This window comes from Acetivibrio straminisolvens JCM 21531 (assembly GCF_000521465.1).
GTDB classification, from domain to species: Bacteria; Bacillota; Clostridia; order Acetivibrionales; family Acetivibrionaceae; genus Hungateiclostridium; species Hungateiclostridium straminisolvens.
Window position 1 is genome coordinate 1 of the sequence record NZ_BAVR01000064.1, and the last position, 20,277, is coordinate 20,277.

A 20,277-nucleotide genomic window follows, 5' to 3' on the forward strand; every position below is an offset into this window, starting at 1 on the left:
CGGGTTATCTCCCTTACAAAGATGCAAAAAAGAACTCTTAAATGAGTTGATAGAAAAGGATTATAAAGAATATATAGATAAACTTGTTGAGAAGGCCGATGTTGAGATAAATGAAAAATTATATAAACGCGTGAATGTAAAGTAATAATTGACAATTCTATATGGGGCTAACATTGTTTTATAAATGTTAGTCCCTTATAAATTGAAAATAAGAATATTTTGAAAATAATCATGTATATTTTAAAGGATTACCAGTTGCGATATAGAATATATTACAGTAATTAATAACGTCTATATTGCATTTCCTATACCATTAATTAATTCAATATTTTTGACGAAAAAAGCAATAAGGACTAATAAAATTACTTTAAACAATCGAGGTGGGGAATTTAATGCATAACAAGGAAATTATTGCCTTACTGCTTGCCGGCGGACAAGGCAGTAGATTGGGTGTACTTACGAAAAACATTGCAAAGCCTGCTGTACTGTATGGAGGAAAGTATAGAATAATCGATTTCTCTCTCAGCAACTGTGTTAATTCTGATATTGATACGGTAGGGGTGCTAACCCAATATCAGCCCCTTGAACTCAACGCACACATAGGAATCGGAAAGCCATGGGATATGGACAGGATAAACGGAGGGGTTACAATACTGTCCCCATATCTTAAGGCAGAAATAGGTGAATGGTATAAGGGAACGGCAAATGCAGTTTTTCAAAATATCCATTATGTTGACAAGTATTCTCCGAAATATGTCATAATTCTTTCGGGAGACCATGTCTACAAAATGAACTATTCACAAATGTTGGATTTCCACAAAGAGAATAATGCCGATGCGACCATATCGGTAATAAATGTTCCATGGGAAGAGGCAAACAGATACGGAATTATGAATACCTATGAAAACGGGAAAATATATGAGTTTGAAGAAAAGCCGCAGAATCCGAAGAGCAATCTTGCGTCCATGGGGGTTTACATATTTACATGGGAAGTTTTGAAAGAGTACCTTATAAGGGACGACCAGAACGAAGAATCGGCACATGATTTCGGTAAAAATATTATACCGTTGATGCTGGGAGAAGGCAGGAGTATGTGGGCGTATAAATTCAACGGATACTGGCGGGATGTCGGTACCATACAGGCCTACTGGGAGTCAAACATGGACCTTATAAGCAGGGTTCCGGAATTCAATCTTTTTGATCCTGCATGGAAGATTTATACTCCTAATCCGGTTAAACCGGCTCACTATATAGGCCCCACCGGGAGTGTAAAAAAGTCCATTGTTGCCGAAGGCTGCATGATATACGGTAGTGTCAGAAATTCCGTTTTGTTTCCGGGTGTCTATGTAAGCGAAGGAACGGAAATAGTGGATTCTATAGTCATGACTGACAGTGTCATCGGTTTGAATACGGTTATCGACAAATGTATTATCGGTGAAGGAGTAAAGATTGGGAATAATGTAAAGATGGGAATCGGTGAAAACATACCCAATGAATTAAGACCCAATTTATACGACTCGGGAATAACAGTAGTCGGCCAAAAGGCTGTTGTACCCGATTGGTGTGAGATAGGCAAAAATGTTGTTATAGATTCGTACATAACCGAGCAAGATTTTCCCTCACTTGTTATTGAGTCTGCAAAAAGCGTTTTAAAGGGAGGAGAGACCGAATGAAAAGTACAATGGGTATAATACTTACCGGCGGAAAAAACGACAGACTTAGGGAACTGGCAGAGATGCGTTCAAGTACTGCTGTTCCGATAGGCGGAAAATACAGAGTTATAGATTTTGTATTATCGAACATGGTTAACTCGGGCATAACGAATATAGGGGTACTTACCCAGTATAGTTTTCGCTCGCTCATGGACCATTTGGGCTCGGGAAAAGAGTGGGATCTTGACAGAAGAAATGAAGGTCTCTTTGTATTCCCTCCTTATCTTGCGGGAGAACACTCGGGCTGGTATCAGGGAAGTGCTGATGCCATGTACCATAACATTACCTTTTTAAAGCGCAGCTACGAGGAATATGTTGTTGTTGCCCAGGGAAATTGTGTGTACAAGATGCTTTTCGACGGAATGCTGGATTACCATATAAGTAAAAATGCCGATATTACCATAGCTTACAGGGATATGTTCGATTTTCCCAAGGAAGAGATTTCATTCATGGGTGTAATGCAAGTGGATGATAACGGAAAGGTAATAGACTTTAAGGAGAAGCATAAAAACCCCGAATCAACTATTTGCTCAATGGGTATATACATATTGAAAAGGGAGCTTCTAATCGCCCTTTTGGAGGAGTGTATTTCCCACGGAAAATATGACTTTGTCAAGGATGTTATTATAAACAAGCTTAATTCTCTTAATATCTACGGGTATAGATTTGACGGGTATTGGAGAAATTTAAACACTATAAATGCTTACTACAGGATTAATATGGAAATGTTGAATCCTGAAATAAGATTCCAGCTTTTTGAGCAGCATGGAAAGGTATATACAAAGGTGAAGGACGAACCTCCCGCAAAATATAACGAGGAAGCGGACGTCAAAAATTCCATAATCGCCGATGGATGTATTATAGAAGGCACCGTTATAAACTCCGTGTTGTTCCGGGGAGTTACAATAAAAAGAAATGCCTTGGTAAAAAACTGCATAATAATGCAGGACTCGGTAATTGAAGAAGATGTGGATATTGAAAACCTTATAATAGACAAGAATGTGTACTTGTCCAAAGCAATAAAATTAAAAGGGATGGCGAATTTCCCGATAACTATTGGCAAGAATGCCGTAATATAATGCTTTTGATAAAAGAAGAAGGTAGGATATTATGGATAAAGCTTTATTGGTCTACAATCCTTTTTCGGGGGATAGGGGAATAATTCAAAAACTGGATTACATCATAGAGAGATTTCAGCAGAATGATGTTCTTATTCAACCTTTCAGAATTATGGAGGGTTGCGGAAAGAATATTTCCCGCTTGATAAAAGAGGGGTATTTTAAGTATGTAATATCCTCGGGAGGGGACGGGACTGTGAACTTTATCTGCAATATTCTGATGGAAAACAACCTGTCCATACCCATGGGAATAATTCCTGCGGGAACTTGCAATGACTTTGCTTCGATACTTAATATTCCGCCGTCGATTGAAGAATGCGTGGATATTATTCTAAAAGGCAGAACATCGGATGTGGATGTGGGGGTTGTGGACAACAAAACTTATTTCTTGAGCTCTTGTGCAGGAGGCGTCTTTGTGGATGTCTCCTTTAGTACTGATGGCGAGCTTAAGAAAAGTTTGGGTGCTTTTGCTTATTATTTGAAGGCGCTCAGTGAAATGGCAAGTATGAAACCTTTTAGAGTGACTATTGAAACCGAAAAGGAAGTTTTTGATGATGACATTCTTCTTTTCTTTATTTTAAACGGCAACCAGGCCGGAGGTTTTCACAACCTTATGGATGCAGTTTATGACGACGGGCTTATGGATATTGTTATTATTAAAGACTGCAGGAAAATAGAACTCGCTGGTATTTTATATAAAGTTATCAGCAATGAGCTGCAAAGTGACAAGCATGTGGTTACCATAAGAACAGACCGCTGTACCATAAAGAGCTCAAAGGAAATAATACTAAGCATTGACGGAGAAAAAGGACCGGCTCTTCCCGTTGAGGTGCGGTTTATAAACAAAGCGCTAAAGGTGTTTACGGCATAAGTAAAAGCTCGGGACGTCGAGTTCCTTTGCTTTAGCCTCTTTCATTTCATTCCAAGAGGTCAAATAAAAGCTCAGGGACAAAAAAGTCTCTGAGCCTTTGATATGTGTTAAAACTTTATAATCATTAGATACCCATGATATTGTAGCCGCTGTCCACATGAATCACTTCACCGGTTACACCGCTGGAGAGATCGCTTAAAAGATACAGGGCTGTTTTTCCAAGGTCCTCTTGTGTGATGTTTCTTTTAAGAGGCGCTTTTTTAGGAACGGTATCCAGAATGTCACCAAAATTCTTAACACCTTTGGCAGAAAGAGTTTTATAGGACCTGCCGAAATCGCATTAACCCTGATATTGGCTTCTCCAAGGTCGGAAGCAAGATACATTACACTTGTTTCAAGCGCGGCCTTTGCCACACCCATTACATTGTATCCCTTGAACACTTTTTCAGAACCCATGTATGTCAAGGTAACAATGCTTCCTCCTTCAGTCATCAGATCCTTTGCTCCGCGGCTTACTGCTACTAGAGAATATGCACTGATGTCCAAAGCATGGGCAAATCCATCTCTGGAGGTATAAACAAAGTCATTTTGAAGGTCCTCTGTCTTTGCATGAGCTATACAATGCACAACTCCATGGAGCACACCGTATTTTTCTTTAATAGCGGCAAAAAGGTTGTCTATTTCCTCGTCGGAAGATATGTCGCACTGAAATATGGAATCTGCACCAAGCTGTTCTGCTCCTTCTTTTTCTCTTTCTCCCTGATATGTAATTATAATGTTTGCGCCTTCTTCTTGAGCAGCTTTTACGATACCCCAAGCAATACTCCACTTGTTTCTAACTCCCATGACCAATATGTTTTTGTTGCTAAGTAAGTTTCCCATCCAAATACAACTCCTTTGGCAGATTTATTTTCTATTAATTAACAGCTACATTTTCAGAGATAAATTACCTTTTAGTTCTTCAATCCCATATTACTTTATCAAAATTTGGAGTTGTTGTAAAGAGTGCTGGAAATATTTGTCCTTTTGTTTATAAAAAATTTATAAAAGTTTAAGACTTATTTAATTGACTTTGAGTTTTCAATAATTTACTATTATTAATAGTATTTTTATCTGATGAAAAAACATGTATGTAAGTTAACATAAAAGGGGGCGAGGGATATCTCGGATGCAAAGAACAGTATGGAGCCGATAATAAGCATTACAAATCTAAGCAAAATTTATAGAGTAGGCTCGGAAAAGGTAATAGCTCTTCAAGATGTTAATATGAACATTTACAAAGGTGAGTTTTGTTGCTTTTTAGGTACTTCCGGTTCGGGAAAATCGACACTTTTGAATGTCCTTGCCGGGCTCGAAAAGCCAACCAGGGGCAGCATAAGAATTAAGAATGTTAATATCGAGAAGCTTAATGAAAAGAAGCTTGCGGCATTTCGTCAGAACAATGTGGGATTTATATTTCAGGCATATAATCTTGTCAATTATCTAAATGCAGTTGAAAACGTCAGCCTTCCTCTTATGTTCAAAGGTATATCCAAAAAAGAAAGAACGAAAAGAGCTGTTGATTTGTTGAAAGCAGTGGGGCTTTCCAAGCATCTTAGGCACAAGCCCACCCAGATGAGTGGAGGACAGCAGCAGAGAGTAGGCATAGCAAGAGCTTTTGTCACAAATCCTGAAATTGTATTTGCTGATGAACCGACAGGTAACTTGGATTCAAAGACTTCCATGGAGGTTTTGGACCTTATGGCGGGTCTCGCTAAGAAAAACAGGCAAACTCTGATCATGGTTACCCATGACCTTAATATTGCCAAAAGAGCGGATAGAATAGTATATATTCTTGACGGTCAAATTGAAAAAATAGAAGAAAATCAATATACGGGGGTTACATATGAACAGAATTAAGATAATAAACATTCTGGCACTTTTGGTGCTTTTAATTAATCTGGCAGCCGTTAATGTGTCTGCTTCTGCAAATGATATTATAATTATGAGGTCAAGCCAATCTAAAAGCAATGTTTCAAATGGTGAGGATTTTGAACTCGATGTTTACTATAAAAATGCTTCGGGTCAGAATCTGGAAAATGTGTATGTTTCTGTAGATAGGAACTCTTCTTTTTATATTGATTATAGTTACCCTCAAGCAAACGAACTGGGAAATTTAAGTAGCGGCAGTGAAGGTTCTACAAAATTTAAGTTAGTCTATAAAGGAACAGGGAATGAACTTACTTTAGTATTTGATTATGTAAAGGGTGGAACACCCGATCAAGTTTCTCAGACCCTGTATCTTAGCGTAAAAAAAGAAAAAGAACCAACATCCGGTGGGTCGCAAACCGACACATCCGAATACAAGCCGAACTTTAGAATTGTGGGAAAGATAAACAGCAAGCAGGAAGGAAAAAATATTTCTATTGAGGTTCCTATTAAGAACATATCCAATTTTTCCGCAAAAGACATTCAAATAACAATGTCGGCAGATTCGGCAGATTCACCTTTTACGGCAGCAGCGGGGCATCTTTCCATACCCATTAACGAGATTAAACCCGATACGGAAAAAAAGGTTAAGATTGACCTGGTTGTAAAACCGAATACCAAGAGCGGTACATATCCGGTAAAACTGGACCTCAGATACAGCAATTTATATGGTGATTTATTCTCTTCATCAGAAGTTATATATGTTGACATTGAAAACAATGATAGAAGTCCAAGTCTCATTTTAAAAGCTATAGAAATGCTTCCGAAGAAACCTGCTCCGGGGGATAAATTCAGTGCCTCCATAGAACTTGAAAATCTCGGCACCCTCAATGCAAAAGACATAAAAGTAACTCTCAAAGGGTTTAGCAATGAAGGTATTTATTCCGAACTAACAGGAGTTAATTATTTAAAAACCATTGAAGGAGGCAAGACAGGCAAGCTTAGTTTTAACCTTATCGTATCGGACAAGATAAATGTCAGGAGCTTTCCGCTTGAAATAGCCGTTGACTATAAAGATGAGTTTGGCAACTCATACAACGAAAGTTTCACATATTATGTACCGATACAGGAGGAAAATGGAGGGAAAGTTTCGTTAAAATTGATAATATCAGTGCGCCATCGGGAGTTGTTGCACCGGATAAGGATTTTAAGATTGGATTTGATCTTGTAAATAACGGGACAAAAGAGCTTTCCAACGCAAAGGTATGGGTAACTGCTGAAAATGGCATCATCTGTAAATCTCAAAGCATAATTATGGTTGATTCCTTAAAAGCGGGAGAAAGTAAGAGCTTTGAATTTGTACTTACTGCCTTGACCGATACGCCCACTAAAAACTATCCTATTGCCATAAACGTGGAATACGATGATGAAGGAGCTTTGGGAGGAAACAAAGAAAAGCAGACTGTTACACAGTATGTGGGAGTTTATGTTGAAAATACAAAGGATGATGAGAAAAAAGAGAATACTTCCACACCTAGAATCATAATTGACAGGTACAGCATATCCTCAGGTCAGGCAGTAGCAGGAAAGAGTTTTGAGCTTGAGCTTAGTATATTAAATACTCATAAGGATATTGATGTGGGAAATATCGGTATTTCTTTCCTTGCTGATGAAGGGGTGTTTTTGCCGGCAGCAGAAAGCGGCAGCACTATTTTCATTGATGAAATAAAAGCAGGAGCAAGAGTGGTTAAGAAGATGACCTTTGTTACAAAATTCGATGCTGCACCGAAAAGCTATTTGCTAAATATAAACTTTGAATACGAAGACGAACAGAAAAAGGCATATAATTTGAAAGAAAGCATCAGTATACCCGTTATGCAGGAGCATAGGCTTGAAATAAGTGAAATACAGACGGGAATGGAAGCCTTTATCGGACAGCCGATTCCCGTAACTTTGAATTTCTATAACATGGGAAAATCAACTCTCAGCAATCTCATGGTAAAGTGCAAGGGAGATTTTGAACTGCAGCCCGGTTCGGACTATTTTGTAGGTAACTTTGAACCCGGCAGAAGCGATTATTATGAAGCATATGTTATCCCCAACAAGGAAGGTCAGGTAAAGGGAAGTGTTGTTTTCACCTTTGAAGACAATAAGGGGGAAGTTAAAGAGATTGAGAAGGAGTTTGAGATTTTTGTACAAGGGATGCCGGGAGGAATGATGGGAGAAGATCCTATGATAATGGATCCTGATATAATAGGAAAGCCGGTGGGGAATGCACCGGGTGGTTTCCCGGGACGTATAGTATTAATCATTGCCGGTATTTCAGTGGCAGTAATAATAGGTGTTGTTGTTCTCATTGTAGTTCTAATAAAGAGAAAGAAAGCGAGAGCTGATTTGTATGAAAATTTCTGATGTATTGGGAATGGCTCTTAAAAACCTGCTAAGAAGGAAGACCAGAACCATTTTAACTCTTATAGGTGTATTGATTGGGACAACATCCATTGCCGTAATGATGTCCATAGGAGTTGGAATGGACAGAACCTTCGAAAGTCAGCTCAGCAGAATGGGAAGCTTGCATACCATAACTGTCAATAACTATTATTTCGGTGATGTGGGTAACTCTTCGCAGCCAAAGAGCCTCGACGATAAAGCAGTCAAGGAATTTGAGCAGATTGAAGGAGTCGAGGCTGTCATGCCGCAATTGAGGGCATTCCTCAAGTTTGCGTCAGGAAGGTATGTAGCCCATGTGGATGTTATTGGAGTTAATCCGTCAAAAATGGAGCTTTTGATTTTCAAATAGCCGAGGGAAGGCTTTTAAATGAAGATGACAAAGGAGCAATTGTTTTTGGAAGCCAGGTACCTTACTTCTTTTATAATCCCAGAGCTGTGGGAAGAGGAGGAATGATTGTTATCGGAGATGATAGTCAGCCGCCTCCAATAAATGTGCTCGAGGATAGGCTGATTATGACCTTCGACCTGGCCTATGGAGAGGATTATGGGGGAAGTAGTGGCAGAAGGAAGACATATAGGATTCAGGGAGTTGGAATACTAAAAGAAACCGGAGAGCACAACTATTCGGCTTTTATCAATATAGATTATCTGAAAAAGCTGATGCAGGATAACGAAAGAGAGGAAAGAAGGTTAGCCGCATCGCAAGGAGGCAGTGATGTTGGTGTTTACTATTATAACTCATCTTCCGGCATGGGAAGGTCATCTTCAAAAAATCAAACTTATGAAACAGTGCTGGTAAAGGTCACTGATGTAACAAGGTTGAAGAGGTGCAGAACAAAATAAAGGAAATGGGATATAGCGCGTACAGCCTTGCAGATGCAAGAAATGAGATGAAAAAGACGCTGGCGGTGGTTCAGGCTATTTTAGGGGCTATAGGTGCAATTTCTCTTCTCGTTGCATCCTTGGGTATAACCAACACTATGTATATGTCCATATATGAAAGAACCAGGGAGATTGGTATATTTAAGGTTTTGGGATGCTACCTTAAGGATATAAGGGGAATGTTCCTTTTGGAGGCCGCTTTGATAGGATTTTTCGGAGGAACTATTGGAATCGGGTTCAGCTATGGGATTTCTGCAATTATTAATACTGTTGCCGTAGGAGTTATGCCGGAAATGGGGGATTCGTCAATATCGGTGATACCTTTGTGGCTGGCATTGGCAGCGGTGGGAGTTGCAGTGCTTGTGGGTCTCATTGCAGGATACTTCCCTTCTAAGAGGGCTATGAAGCTTAGCGCATTGGATGCAATAAAGAATGAGTAAGTTGTAAACTGATTATATTCTACTCCAAAAGGCAGGTTATTGTACCTGCCTTTTGGAGTTTTTCAAGGATAGGGGCTGTTTCAAAATTTTATTTTGAGGCAGCTCCTTTTAGTAGTGTTAAAACACCGGACAACAGTATTTATTCTCTTTATTTAGGAAACATTAACAAGTAAAAATGAATAATATATTAACTATATACATAAAAACTTGAAAAAAATATAAATTTAGTATTGATTTTTTTTGCACTTTATTATAAAATTCTGCGTGATAATATTTTCCAAATAAGAATCCAAGAATGTAAAAATATAGTCTGTTATTTTTGCTTTACTCAAATTTAATAGATGTATTTAGTTATGTTTATGTTTTATGTATGAAAACAATGAAGTATAGAGATTCATACTGCAGAGTATAAATCTTATGTACTTATTTGTATACATAATAATCTATTTTATCTAATTTATAACTATTAATAGGAGGGGTAAATTGTGAGATTAGCAGGAAAAGCAATCACATCAATTGCAATTGTTATAGCAATAATCATTCAGTGCTTTTCAGTAACAGGTATGGCATATGACAAATCTATACCAGTAACAAAAGAATCTCATAATAGTTTCAGAAATGAATCGGTAAATAACGAAAAAGCCGATACTTTAAGAGAGGATAAACAGGCCGTTAAAACTGAAGAGATATCCCGGACGGTTTCAAGTGAAGTATATGGCGAAGGTAATGAGACTTCTGATATCGAAGAAAATTCGGATGCTAATATTGAAGAAAAGAACCGAAAAAAGATTGAAGAATTGGTTCCTCCTAATGTTATTGAGATTGGTGAAAAAAACGAAATTGATATAAATCTTAATAAAAACTTAAATAAAACTAAAAAAGACATTATTGTAGTATATAAGGATATAAGCAAAGCTAATGAAACAAAAGAAAAGTTCAAATCCAAAGATAATGTTCGTGATGTAAAAACGAAGTATAAGAGCAAACGATTCGAAATGGAAGCTCTTGAAGTTTCAGACCAAAAAGACATGGAAAAATTGATAGCTGAAATTAAGAGTGATCCTAATGTAAAATATGTACAACCGGATTATAAGCTTAATACATTTGATATTCCTCAAGATGAGCACTTTGACAAGCAGTGGGGTCTTTTGAATAATGGTCAGATTGTGAATGGACAGACGGGATTGGCAGGAATTGATATTAATGTTTTGGATGCATGGGATATAACAACCGGTGATGAGGAAATCGTTGTAGCCGTTGTAGATACGGGCGTAGACATCAATCATCCGGATCTTGCCGCAAATATATTTTCAAATACGAATGAAATACTAAATGGAATCGATGACGACGGCAATGGTTTGATTGATGATGTAAATGGATGGGATTTTGCAAATAACGATAACAGTGTTAACGACTCTTCGACACATGATATACACGGTACAGCCGTTTCAGGTATAATTGCTGCAGAAATGAATGATATTGGAGTGACTGGTGCAGCACCGAAAGTTAGGATACTGCCTGTAAAATTTATCGAAGGAAGCAGTGGATATACCTCGGATGCTATAAAAGCTATTGAATACGCCGTAGATATGGGTGCAAGCATAATAAACTGCAGTTGGGGCGGAAGTGAATATAATCCGGCTCTTATGGATGTTATTTCACAAAGCAATGCATTATTTGTGTGTGCAGCGGGTAATTCATCATCCAATACTATTCAAAATCCGGTATACCCTGCTAGCTTTGACCTTGATAATATTATTTCTGTAGCAGCTATAGGAAGCGATGGGAACCTTGCAGCATTTTCGAATTACGGTAAAAATGTTGATATAGCTGCTCCCGGTACAAATATATTAAGCACGGTTACTTTAGAAAGATATGATTATTTGAGTGGAACTTCAATGGCTGCTCCATTTGTATCAGCTACAGCAGCTCTTATAAAGAGCAACGATACAGCTTTAACTGCAACTGAAATAAAGGAAAGGATACTTAATAACGTAACACAATCGGACAAGCTTTCAGGTAAAGTAAAAACATCGGGGAGACTTAACGCATACGCTGCTCTTCTCAATGAAACACCGGCAGACGAAGAACCTGAACCGCAAGAAGAAAATGAGCAGATTAATCTTAGGGAACCAAGATTTGTTTATGACATTTCGGCAGAGGGAAACAATAAAGTTCCTAAGCCAATTGTAAGAGAAGGAGGATTTTTTGACGACTCCGGGGACAATCGGGAAAATGCAAATGTTATATTATCTGGGGGCCGTGAAAAGATAGAAAAAATAACTAAAAAATATCCAACTGTAGCTTCAGCAACGTACAACGGTCAAACTCCTGTTTCGCAGCTTTCTTTACAAGATGTATCAATCTTAAGTTATGTTTTTGACAATAACAATAACCATACTATCGATACCGCACAGGCAATAAGTGAGTGTACGGTTTTTGGTTCAATGGAAGAAAGTTCCCAGCAGGACTATTATGCAATTAATTTTGAAGCCGGAAAAAGATACACTATTAGGCTTACCGGAATGCACACCCCGGACGATTTTGATTTGCTCCTCTTAAATAGTTCGGGAGGACTTCTGGGTTTCTCCTATTTTGGTGGAAGCAATGAGATTATTACGCATACGGCCGGATATACAGGAGTTCACTATATAGTTGTTGAGGCGTACCATGTTGATGATTCGACAGAACATCACAATTATCAACTGCTGGTATACTCAGACAATAATAAGCCGGATGTTTATGAGCCAAACGACAGTTCAGAAACAGCACAACCTATAACAGACGGTATACCGGTTTATGCGACACTGAATATTAATACCGATGAGGATTGGTTTGTTATAGATATCACTGAAACAGGGAAATTGAGTATAACGTTAAAGAATATCCCTGCTGGCTGTGATTATGAGCTAGAAGTATATAATTCTAATTTAATAAAGAAATATTTTTCATATGCGTCGGGAAACAATGATGAGAAGATAGACAAAATTATTGATACATCCGGAAGATATTATATTAGAGTATATTCTTATAGCGGAGCGAATTCTGTTGAAAACTATGAGCTTAAGGTGTCTGTAACTGAGCCGGATAATTATGAAGTCAATGATAATATTTATGATGTTCGATATTATGGAAGTCCGTTAATCGATATTGGAAGCACTATATATGCGACTATAGATAATATTGATGACTGTGACATTTTCAAATTTAATTTAAATAATCATATGAACGTTGGAATAAGACTCCAGAATATTCCTGAGGGCAATGATTATAACCTTGTTGTGTATTCCTATTCGATATATCAGGGATTCTTTGAAGTTGTCCGTTCTATGAATGTGGGAAGCTTGGCTGAAACAATAATAACTCAGCTCAATTCAGGAGATTATTATGTAATGGTTTATTCGGCTGGAGGCTTTTCCGAAACGGAGACTTATACTCTCAGCATATACGATGAAGATACTGTATCAAAAGTATATGTAGAGCTTGACAAAACCACAGCTTCGGAAGGAGATATCATAACAGCAACTGTGAAAGTAAAACAGTTAGCAGAATTGGCAGGTATTGAGTTGAATCTTGCTTATGATCCTAATGTTGTAATGCCAGTCAAAGATGATTTATCTCCTTATGGTTATAGTCCTATACTTTCGGGAAGCGACATATTTTTAGATGAGGAATATTTGCCTTTTCGCTTTGTATCTCATGCCCCTAATGAAGGAAATATTCGCTTTTCATTATGTTACGTGGATATTAAAGCATATAGAAACAGTATGCCGGAACCTGTAGACGGAACTGTTGCTGTTATTAAGTTTAAGGTACTGAGGGAGAATCAAATACAACTAAAATTCTATAATGCTAAAGAGCCTGATTCATCAGCGATTTACTTGTATGACTGGTATGGGAATAGAATTAGGGAAGGCTTTATAGTAGAACAGCCGCAAGTAATTAATGAAGATCTTCCTATATACGTTCCTGAGTATTTAAGTATTTCGAATATAATGAATACACCGCAGGGGACAACACTTTTCGGATCTTCTCCACGCAAGATATCAGGATATATTGACATAAATTTTAATAGCAAGAATCCAAACATAAAAGAGGGCTTTTTGGTTGAATTGAAAGGAGCAAGCCCTGAAAATCAATCTATAATTCAAACTGTGACTACGGATTCAAATGGGTATTTTGAATTTGTCCAATTGCCGTCAGGTTACTATAATATAACGATAACAAAAAGTAGGTTTGTGAAGAGAGAATTTATAAATGTAGCAACAATTTTTGAAGAAACTGTAATTGGATATCAAGAAGAACCGATTATAATGTTTTTTGGGGACCTTGTTGGTGGAGATAATGATTTCGATAATCCTGACAATTCGGTTAATTTGGGAGATATAATGGTGATTGTAAAAAGTTTCAACACAGTAATTGGAGATGCTGATTATAACCCTCTAGCTGATTTAAACGATAACGGTGCCATAAATATGGAAGATGTTATGATTTTGTATATCAATTTTGGAAAAAGTACTTCCAATTATAGTGTTATAAAGTACAAACTTTATAAAAATGAAAAAGTACCGTCTTTTACACTTCCAATAGGAGAATTGGATTTAAACGGGCATACACTTATAGTCGAAGGAAATCTTACAATTGATGAACCAACGACCACGACATATGCAACATTGAATATAAACGGAGGTTCACTATATGTAACAGGAAATCTCCTTTTATCCGGCAATGCAAGACTTATTATGCGAAATCCGGGAGATTATATACTTGTAAACGGTAATTTTGAAACCAGATCATTAATTGATCATGAAAAGAATAAAGAGGAGATCAAAGGTGGAGATGGAAAAGCATGTCTCACCGATGGTGTACTTGAAGTAAAAGGTAATTTTACTCAAAATAGCAATGAGAAATATTGGGTTGGGACAACCTATGTCAGAGAGGCATATGGTGATCCACGTAATTTTACAGCTCTTGAGAATCACAAAGTAATTATGAGTGGTGATGAGGTTCAGCACATAAAGTTTGACAGAGTGGTAATTCAAGCAAATATTGATCATTCTCATTTTTATACACTGGAAATAACAAAACCCCTTGAGACAGGTTATACTTTAGAGCTCATGGAACCTTCAACGGTTGCTTGGATAAGGCTTATTGAGGCATTTGCAAGTTCAACACCTAGAGAAGGAACAACTGAAGATCTTGAGGAAAATGCAATAGCTAGAGGGGGAACAGTGGCTGCTACAACAGGAGCCAAGATATATGTTTTTGGAGGATATAACGGAGACTACCTCAAAGTTATAGAAGAATATGATCCAATAAGAGGTAAGTGGACCGTAATTGATGGAAGCAATCAACACAGGCTGGAATTAAAAGTCCCAAGAAGAGATATGGGAGTAGTTGAAGTTAACAACCAGATCTATGTAATAGGAGGAGAAAATGCTAACGGATATGTTGGCGAGGTTGAAGAATTCTCCAGTGTAACAGGTTCCAGGGTTTTGACTAATATAGATCCTGTTACAGGTGAGAATAAGTGTGAAATGCCGACTCCTAGAGCAAAAGTAGCAGTTGCATCTTTTGGAAATAAAATATATGCAATAGGAGGATTTGACGGAAGCTACAGCAATAAAGTTGAGGTATTTGACCTTGACATAACAAAGAAAGAGTGGACAACCCAATGTATGGTTGGAGGCCAGACTCAAACCATAAAGAATATGCCGACTGCAAGATGCGGAGCTGCAGCTGTTGAGTTTAACGGATATATATATGTTGTTGGAGGATATAATGCCAGCGGGTACCTCGCAACAGTTGAAAAATATGATCCTGTTAATAATATATGGACAACATGCAGCAGTATGCAGTATAAAAGAGCAAACCTTGGTTTGGAAGTTGTAGAAGGTAAGATATACGCTCTTGGCGGGTATAATGGAGTTGACCATTTGGCAGTTGTTGAAGAATATGATCCCGAGACAAACACATGGAAGAAGATGACAAGATCTATTGTGTCTCCCGGATCAGGTTATGTAGAAGAGCCAAGAAGTTCATTTGGAACAGCGGTTGTATACAGTCAAATTTATATAGTCGGAGGAGAAAACAAAGGTGGGTACATGAATAAGGCTCAGAAGTATGTACCTTCAGTTCTTCCTGGACTTAAGATGTATACCGGATCAATTGTAAAGAAAACAGTGGGAGATGTAATGCTTTCGGGCGATTATTCCACACAAGTTTCGGATCTAAAGATTGATTCTCCGGGTATTCCGATTGAACTTATAAGAACATATGACTCTTCGGATAATGAAGAAAAGACAGTAATTGGATATGGATGGAGATTTAATTACGATTCAAAACTCGTGGAGATAAGCAATTATGGAAAAGTGACAGCATCTGCTCTAAATGTGAGAGAAAAGCCAACTGTGAATAGTAAATCTTTTGGTCTTGTTCCAAGAGGAGCTGTTCTACTTTTCGAGACAGTTAACGGACAGCCTGTGACTGAAAGAGATGTAAATGGAAATGAGTGGTACAAAATCAAGCTTTCGGATGGTAAGACAGCTTATGTGGCATCATGGTATGTAACCAAGCATTCATCAGGAGTTGAAATCAAGCTTGGAGCAGGTAAGACTACGGTGTTTGAAGGGAATAAGACGGACGGATTTACTGCATCCTACGGAAACTACGACCATCTGGAATACATGACAAATACTGGCGAGTATGTGCTTGTTATGAGCGATACAACACGGTATGGCTTTAAAAAGATAAGCACATCAGATAATGCATATAGGCTGGTGTGGATAGAAGACAAACATAAAAATAGGGTGAATATACAGGGAGAATACGTAAATTCAGTTTATAGAATTACCCGTGTGAGTGATAATGCAGGAAGAGCATTGACTTTTAACTATTCAACTTCAAATACTATTATTGTAAGTGACAACGTAGGAAGAACCGTTCAATATTTGCTGAATGGTACAACAGGACACCTTGAACAGGTCATCAATGTATATGGAAAAGCTACTAAGTATACTTACTATACAGCGGAAAATGACATATCAACCGATAAAAAGAATGTAAAGAAGTTGAGGGAAATTCAGACTGAGCAAATGAATGAAGAAACCGGTGTTGAAGAGTTTACAACTATTCAGAGGAATTATTATGATGAGGATACCGGAAGGATATACAAACAGACAGATGCATACGATAAGGTAAAGTATTGGAGATACATTGATCCGGTTGCCGGTGAGAATGTTGATTCGGAAGAGATTTCCGGCACACTTGAAAGGAAATTTATTGATGAAAACAATGTTTCCGTTTCAATTCAATACAGCCATTTCCTAAAACAGCCAATACGTGAGGAGTATAGTGATGGAAGCGTTGTTGAATACAAGTACGAAATGGAAATAAATGATGCATGGGTGGATACTACAAACCTGACAAGAGAGGAAAATGAATCTATCGGTGCAACATCGAAAAACAGACTTAACAGAAAGTATACAAAGGACAAGTATGGATATACCACTGTTCAGGAAACAGATGAAACGGTAATGTTAAAATGGTGACTGAGAGGTTTATTGACGATGGAACAGATGCCTCAGTGAATTCGGCTCCTCAGACAAAGTATATATATGATTATTTTTACGAACGCAGCGGTAACAATATAACCTTCCGGAACAATCTGACTGATGAAGTGGAAATGAAGGAAAACAATAAAACTGATGCTTATACAGAATACGTATACGACGAAACCAATAAGGAACGTCTAAAAGAGGTTAAGAGGAGAATAGAAGGTAGTGGAGATTCGGCTATATATGCAACTACAAAATACGAATACTACAACGTTGGAGAAAAAGGTTTAAAAGTTAATGGACTTATAAAAGAAGTGATTGATCCTGATGGAGTAAAAACGGAATATGATTATCATACCAATGGATACCTAAAAACTGTGAAGGACTCTTTAGGCAACGAAACTCAATATACCTATGACAATGTAGGAAGAATAAAATCAAAGATTACTCCAATGGGCTTTAATACGGAATATTCCTATGGAGATGATAATGTAGAAAATGTAAAAGAGGAAGTAACAGTAACAGTAAGCGACGGAGAAAGGAACAGTACTACAAAGACTGTTTACGATGGCTATGGTAAAAAGTTTAAGGAAATATCGCCAATTCAATATGAAAAGCATGGAGCTGATGCCGATGGAACCCAGTATTTCTATGATTGGAACGGTAGATTAAAAACTGTGGTTGAGACTTTGGTTGACGACGAAGATAACAAAGTAGAATACATAACAAAATATACCTACGACAATGCCGGCAATTTGCAAACGGAGCAAATGCCTGATGGAACAATATATATTTATGAGTATGATGAATTGAACAGGCTGAAATACAAGAAGTTCAAAAAGAATGAATGGGTGGTATCTCCTGTAATATTGGAAGAGTATGATTATCAAGCTGTCGATAGAGAACCAGTAAAGATAGGAAATAAGTCATATATTGTAAAGAATAAGGTTGATATCAAAAACGTTTATTACAAAAACGGTGTGTATACACCTGACGAATGTATCCAGACAAAAACCACAATGGATTATCATGATCGAGTTGAAATTGTGGAATCTACCGGACAGCCAACGATCAGAAGGAAGTATTCAAAAAATTGGAAATTAAGTACTGAAACCGTCGGAGGTTATACAACATATTATGCATATGACGGTTTGGGTAGAATTGAAGCAAAGAGAGTACCTCTTGAGGTAAGAGTTGAAAAGGATGAAAACGGTAAAGACGTTGACAGGGTTTATTATACCAAGTCGAAGTATTCGTACAAAAACAGTGGGAAACTTTTGACGGAAGAAACTGGTGTTGAAAAGGTTCCTTTAGAGGGTGAGAAGACAGAACCTGACAACTATATAGTAAAAAAATATGAATATGATGAACACGGAAGGTTGGAAGAAGTAAAATTGTCCGGTGAAACACAGGTAATATATGACTACGATGACGATGGAAATATATACAAAGAAATGATAAATGTGTCAAATTATATTACGGGTTCCAAGTATCAAATTGTCATGTATCAAAACAATCACCTGGGCAAGCCGGACAGAAAGTATGTGTTTGTAGAACCGGAGGATATTTATGGTGTAACGGTCCCTGAGGGTGCAAATTATATATATGCAGTTGTTACCGACTATGAATATGATGGGGCAGGTAATGTAACTAAGGAAACTATTGTATTTAGTGCTACAGATTCTTTTAATGACTACAGTATTGTACAAACATATGGGGAGTCTGTGGTTGTCAGCTACACATACGATGACCTCGGCAGACTTGAAACAGTTACAGAGAACGGATTAATCGTACCGGAAGGCAGTACGACATCCAATACAGTGTATGCTGACATTACCACTGTTACAAAATACAACTGGATGGTACGATAAAGCAGGTTATAGATGCAAAAGGAAATATAACAGAATACGAATATTCTTATGAAGATACCGGTCGTGTTGAAAAGGTTACGAGTACAATAAACGGATTAAATACTCAAGGAGTAAGAGCAACAAGTGCAACGTATTATGACTGGCAGGCAGACAAATAGCAGAAGTAATACCTGAAAACTACGATGAGGGCAAGTCTTTGGAAGAAATGAACCGTACCGAATACATATATGAAAACAACCACTTGAAGGAGAAAAGGTACAAGGGCAAACTGACAGAGCTTGACACTTCAACACTGAATTTCGTTACTACAGACGGTGTGGATCTGTTGATAAACCGCTATGACTACGATGATTATGGAAATGTGACAGAAGAATGGAGTGCAATTGGATATAGAGACGGATACTCTACCGAGTACGAGTATAATTTAATTAACAAGGTAACCAAGATAGTAGATCCTGAAATGGGAAAGCTTGGAGGCGGCTATTATTCCGTAAAATATGATTATGATACCTTTGGCCGTGTAATTTCCGAGACAAAGTACAAAGGCTACGAAGCAAAAGGCGGGGAGCCGGTAATATACATTGAGAACGGTCAGGCAGAGAGTTCATATTATGCTAAGACAGTTAATAAATATGACAACTCAGGGAATCTGCTAAAGACATGGGTGAAGAAGGGAGCAACAGATGACATTACCATTACAGAGAGTGACACACCTATACTTGATAACAAATATGATGTTGCAGGCAACCTGGTAAGTCAAACAGATGCTAACGGTAACACTACAACATACGAATACAATGGATTAAACCAAGTAAAAAGAGTGACTTATCCTGTAGACAATTCAATGAAATATAGTTCTTCTGCACCGTATCAGGTAAACTACCAGTACGATGCTGTAGGGAATGTTAGGAAAGAGTATGACAATTTACAGAAGGCAAGAATTTATCAATATGACGGAAGAGGTTTACTGCAATCACAAACCGAACAGAGGGAAGCAGTGGCAGCCGATGGAACCGTAACTGTTTCCGAGTCGATAACTACTTCTGTAAAATATGATGTAAACGGAAACAAGAGATTTGAAGTGGACGGTAACGGCAATGAGACAGAATTTATATATGATAGCCTCAATAGGCTTGAGAAGACTAAGATTAGAGTAACTAATCTGGATGGAATATCAACGCATGCCACGATATATACTTATGACAAAAATGGGAATGTCCTTACAGAGACTAAATCTGTGCAGAGAGGAAACATTTCATCGGACGGCACGGTAACAACGCGGTATGATGAGCTTGGAAGGATAATAGAAAAGAAGGATGCTTACGGTAAGTCAATAGAGAGAATAGTATATGACGAAAACAGCCGTCAGAAATATTCTTATGATGCACGAAACAATAAGACGGAATATGTATATGACAATAATGACAGAGTTATAGAAACAATTGACCCCGAACACCACGTAACAAAG

Annotated in this window: 11 protein-coding genes and 2 pseudogenes; 12 read left to right on the top strand and 1 reads right to left on the bottom strand. The window is 37.8% G+C overall.

All coding sequences use genetic code 11. From position 1 onward, the window contains the following. Positions 1-392: 392 nt before the first annotated feature. The 3 genes from JCM21531_RS14190 to JCM21531_RS14200 are packed head-to-tail and all read left to right on the top strand — an operon-like array spanning position 393 to position 3,701. A complete protein-coding gene (locus JCM21531_RS14190; protein ID WP_038290884.1) occupies positions 393-1,673 on the top strand; it encodes a glucose-1-phosphate adenylyltransferase in 1,281 nt (426 codons plus the stop codon). Continuing rightward, positions 1,670-2,791: a glucose-1-phosphate adenylyltransferase subunit GlgD gene (glgD, locus tag JCM21531_RS14195; RefSeq protein ID WP_038290886.1), complete on the top strand. Its 1,122-nt coding sequence runs from the start codon at positions 1,670-1,672 to the stop codon at positions 2,789-2,791. Before JCM21531_RS14190 ends, glgD begins: the two co-directional genes overlap by 4 nt. Positions 2,792-2,822: 31 nt before the next feature. After that, entirely contained in the window at positions 2,823-3,701 is an 879-nt protein-coding gene (locus JCM21531_RS14200; protein WP_038290887.1) for a YegS/Rv2252/BmrU family lipid kinase, read from the top strand. 124 nt (positions 3,702-3,825) lie between these two features. Here JCM21531_RS14200 and JCM21531_RS14205 read toward each other — a convergent pair. Continuing rightward, positions 3,826-4,583, bottom strand: a pseudogene (locus tag JCM21531_RS14205) (enoyl-ACP reductase FabI). 300 nt (positions 4,584-4,883) lie between these two features. On the opposite strand from JCM21531_RS14205, the gene JCM21531_RS14210 reads away from it, so the two are divergent. From JCM21531_RS14210 to JCM21531_RS14240, 9 genes and pseudogenes are all read left to right on the top strand, one after another. After that, the gene (locus JCM21531_RS14210) at positions 4,884-5,600 is read left to right on the top strand and encodes an ABC transporter ATP-binding protein (RefSeq protein WP_173400200.1); all 717 of its coding nucleotides are present in this window, start codon (positions 4,884-4,886) and stop codon (positions 5,598-5,600) included. Continuing rightward, on the top strand, positions 5,587-6,840 hold the full coding sequence (locus JCM21531_RS22540) for a COG1361 S-layer family protein (RefSeq protein WP_243467730.1): 1,254 nt from the start codon (positions 5,587-5,589) through the stop codon (positions 6,838-6,840). The genes JCM21531_RS14210 and JCM21531_RS22540 overlap by 14 nt, the downstream gene beginning before the upstream one ends. A gap of 83 nt (positions 6,841-6,923) precedes the next feature. Next, positions 6,924-8,021 carry a COG1361 family protein gene (locus JCM21531_RS22545; protein WP_243467731.1) on the top strand — a complete coding sequence of 366 codons (1,098 nt, stop codon included), beginning with the start codon at positions 6,924-6,926 and terminating at the stop codon, positions 8,019-8,021. After that, complete coding sequence (locus JCM21531_RS19355; protein ID WP_038290890.1) at positions 8,008-8,409, top strand: ABC transporter permease; 402 nt, start codon at positions 8,008-8,010, stop codon at positions 8,407-8,409. The genes JCM21531_RS22545 and JCM21531_RS19355 overlap by 14 nt, the downstream gene beginning before the upstream one ends. Before the next feature lie 101 nt (positions 8,410-8,510). Further along, positions 8,511-8,903 (top strand): hypothetical protein, encoded by a 393-nt coding sequence (locus JCM21531_RS19360; protein ID WP_173400201.1) that lies wholly within the window; start codon positions 8,511-8,513, stop codon positions 8,901-8,903. Then, a complete protein-coding gene (locus tag JCM21531_RS24025; protein ID WP_279379080.1) occupies positions 8,888-9,382 on the top strand; it encodes an ABC transporter permease in 495 nt (164 codons plus the stop codon). The genes JCM21531_RS19360 and JCM21531_RS24025 overlap by 16 nt, the downstream gene beginning before the upstream one ends. Positions 9,383-9,867: 485 nt before the next feature. Then, complete coding sequence (locus JCM21531_RS14230) at positions 9,868-16,932, top strand: S8 family serine peptidase (protein WP_038290891.1); 7,065 nt, start codon at positions 9,868-9,870, stop codon at positions 16,930-16,932. After that, a complete protein-coding gene (locus tag JCM21531_RS14235; RefSeq protein WP_038290892.1) occupies positions 16,926-18,809 on the top strand; it encodes a hypothetical protein in 1,884 nt (627 codons plus the stop codon). The genes JCM21531_RS14230 and JCM21531_RS14235 overlap by 7 nt, the downstream gene beginning before the upstream one ends. 196 nt (positions 18,810-19,005) lie before the next feature. Continuing rightward, positions 19,006-20,277 (top strand): annotated as a pseudogene (locus tag JCM21531_RS14240) (hypothetical protein); the annotation flags it as partial.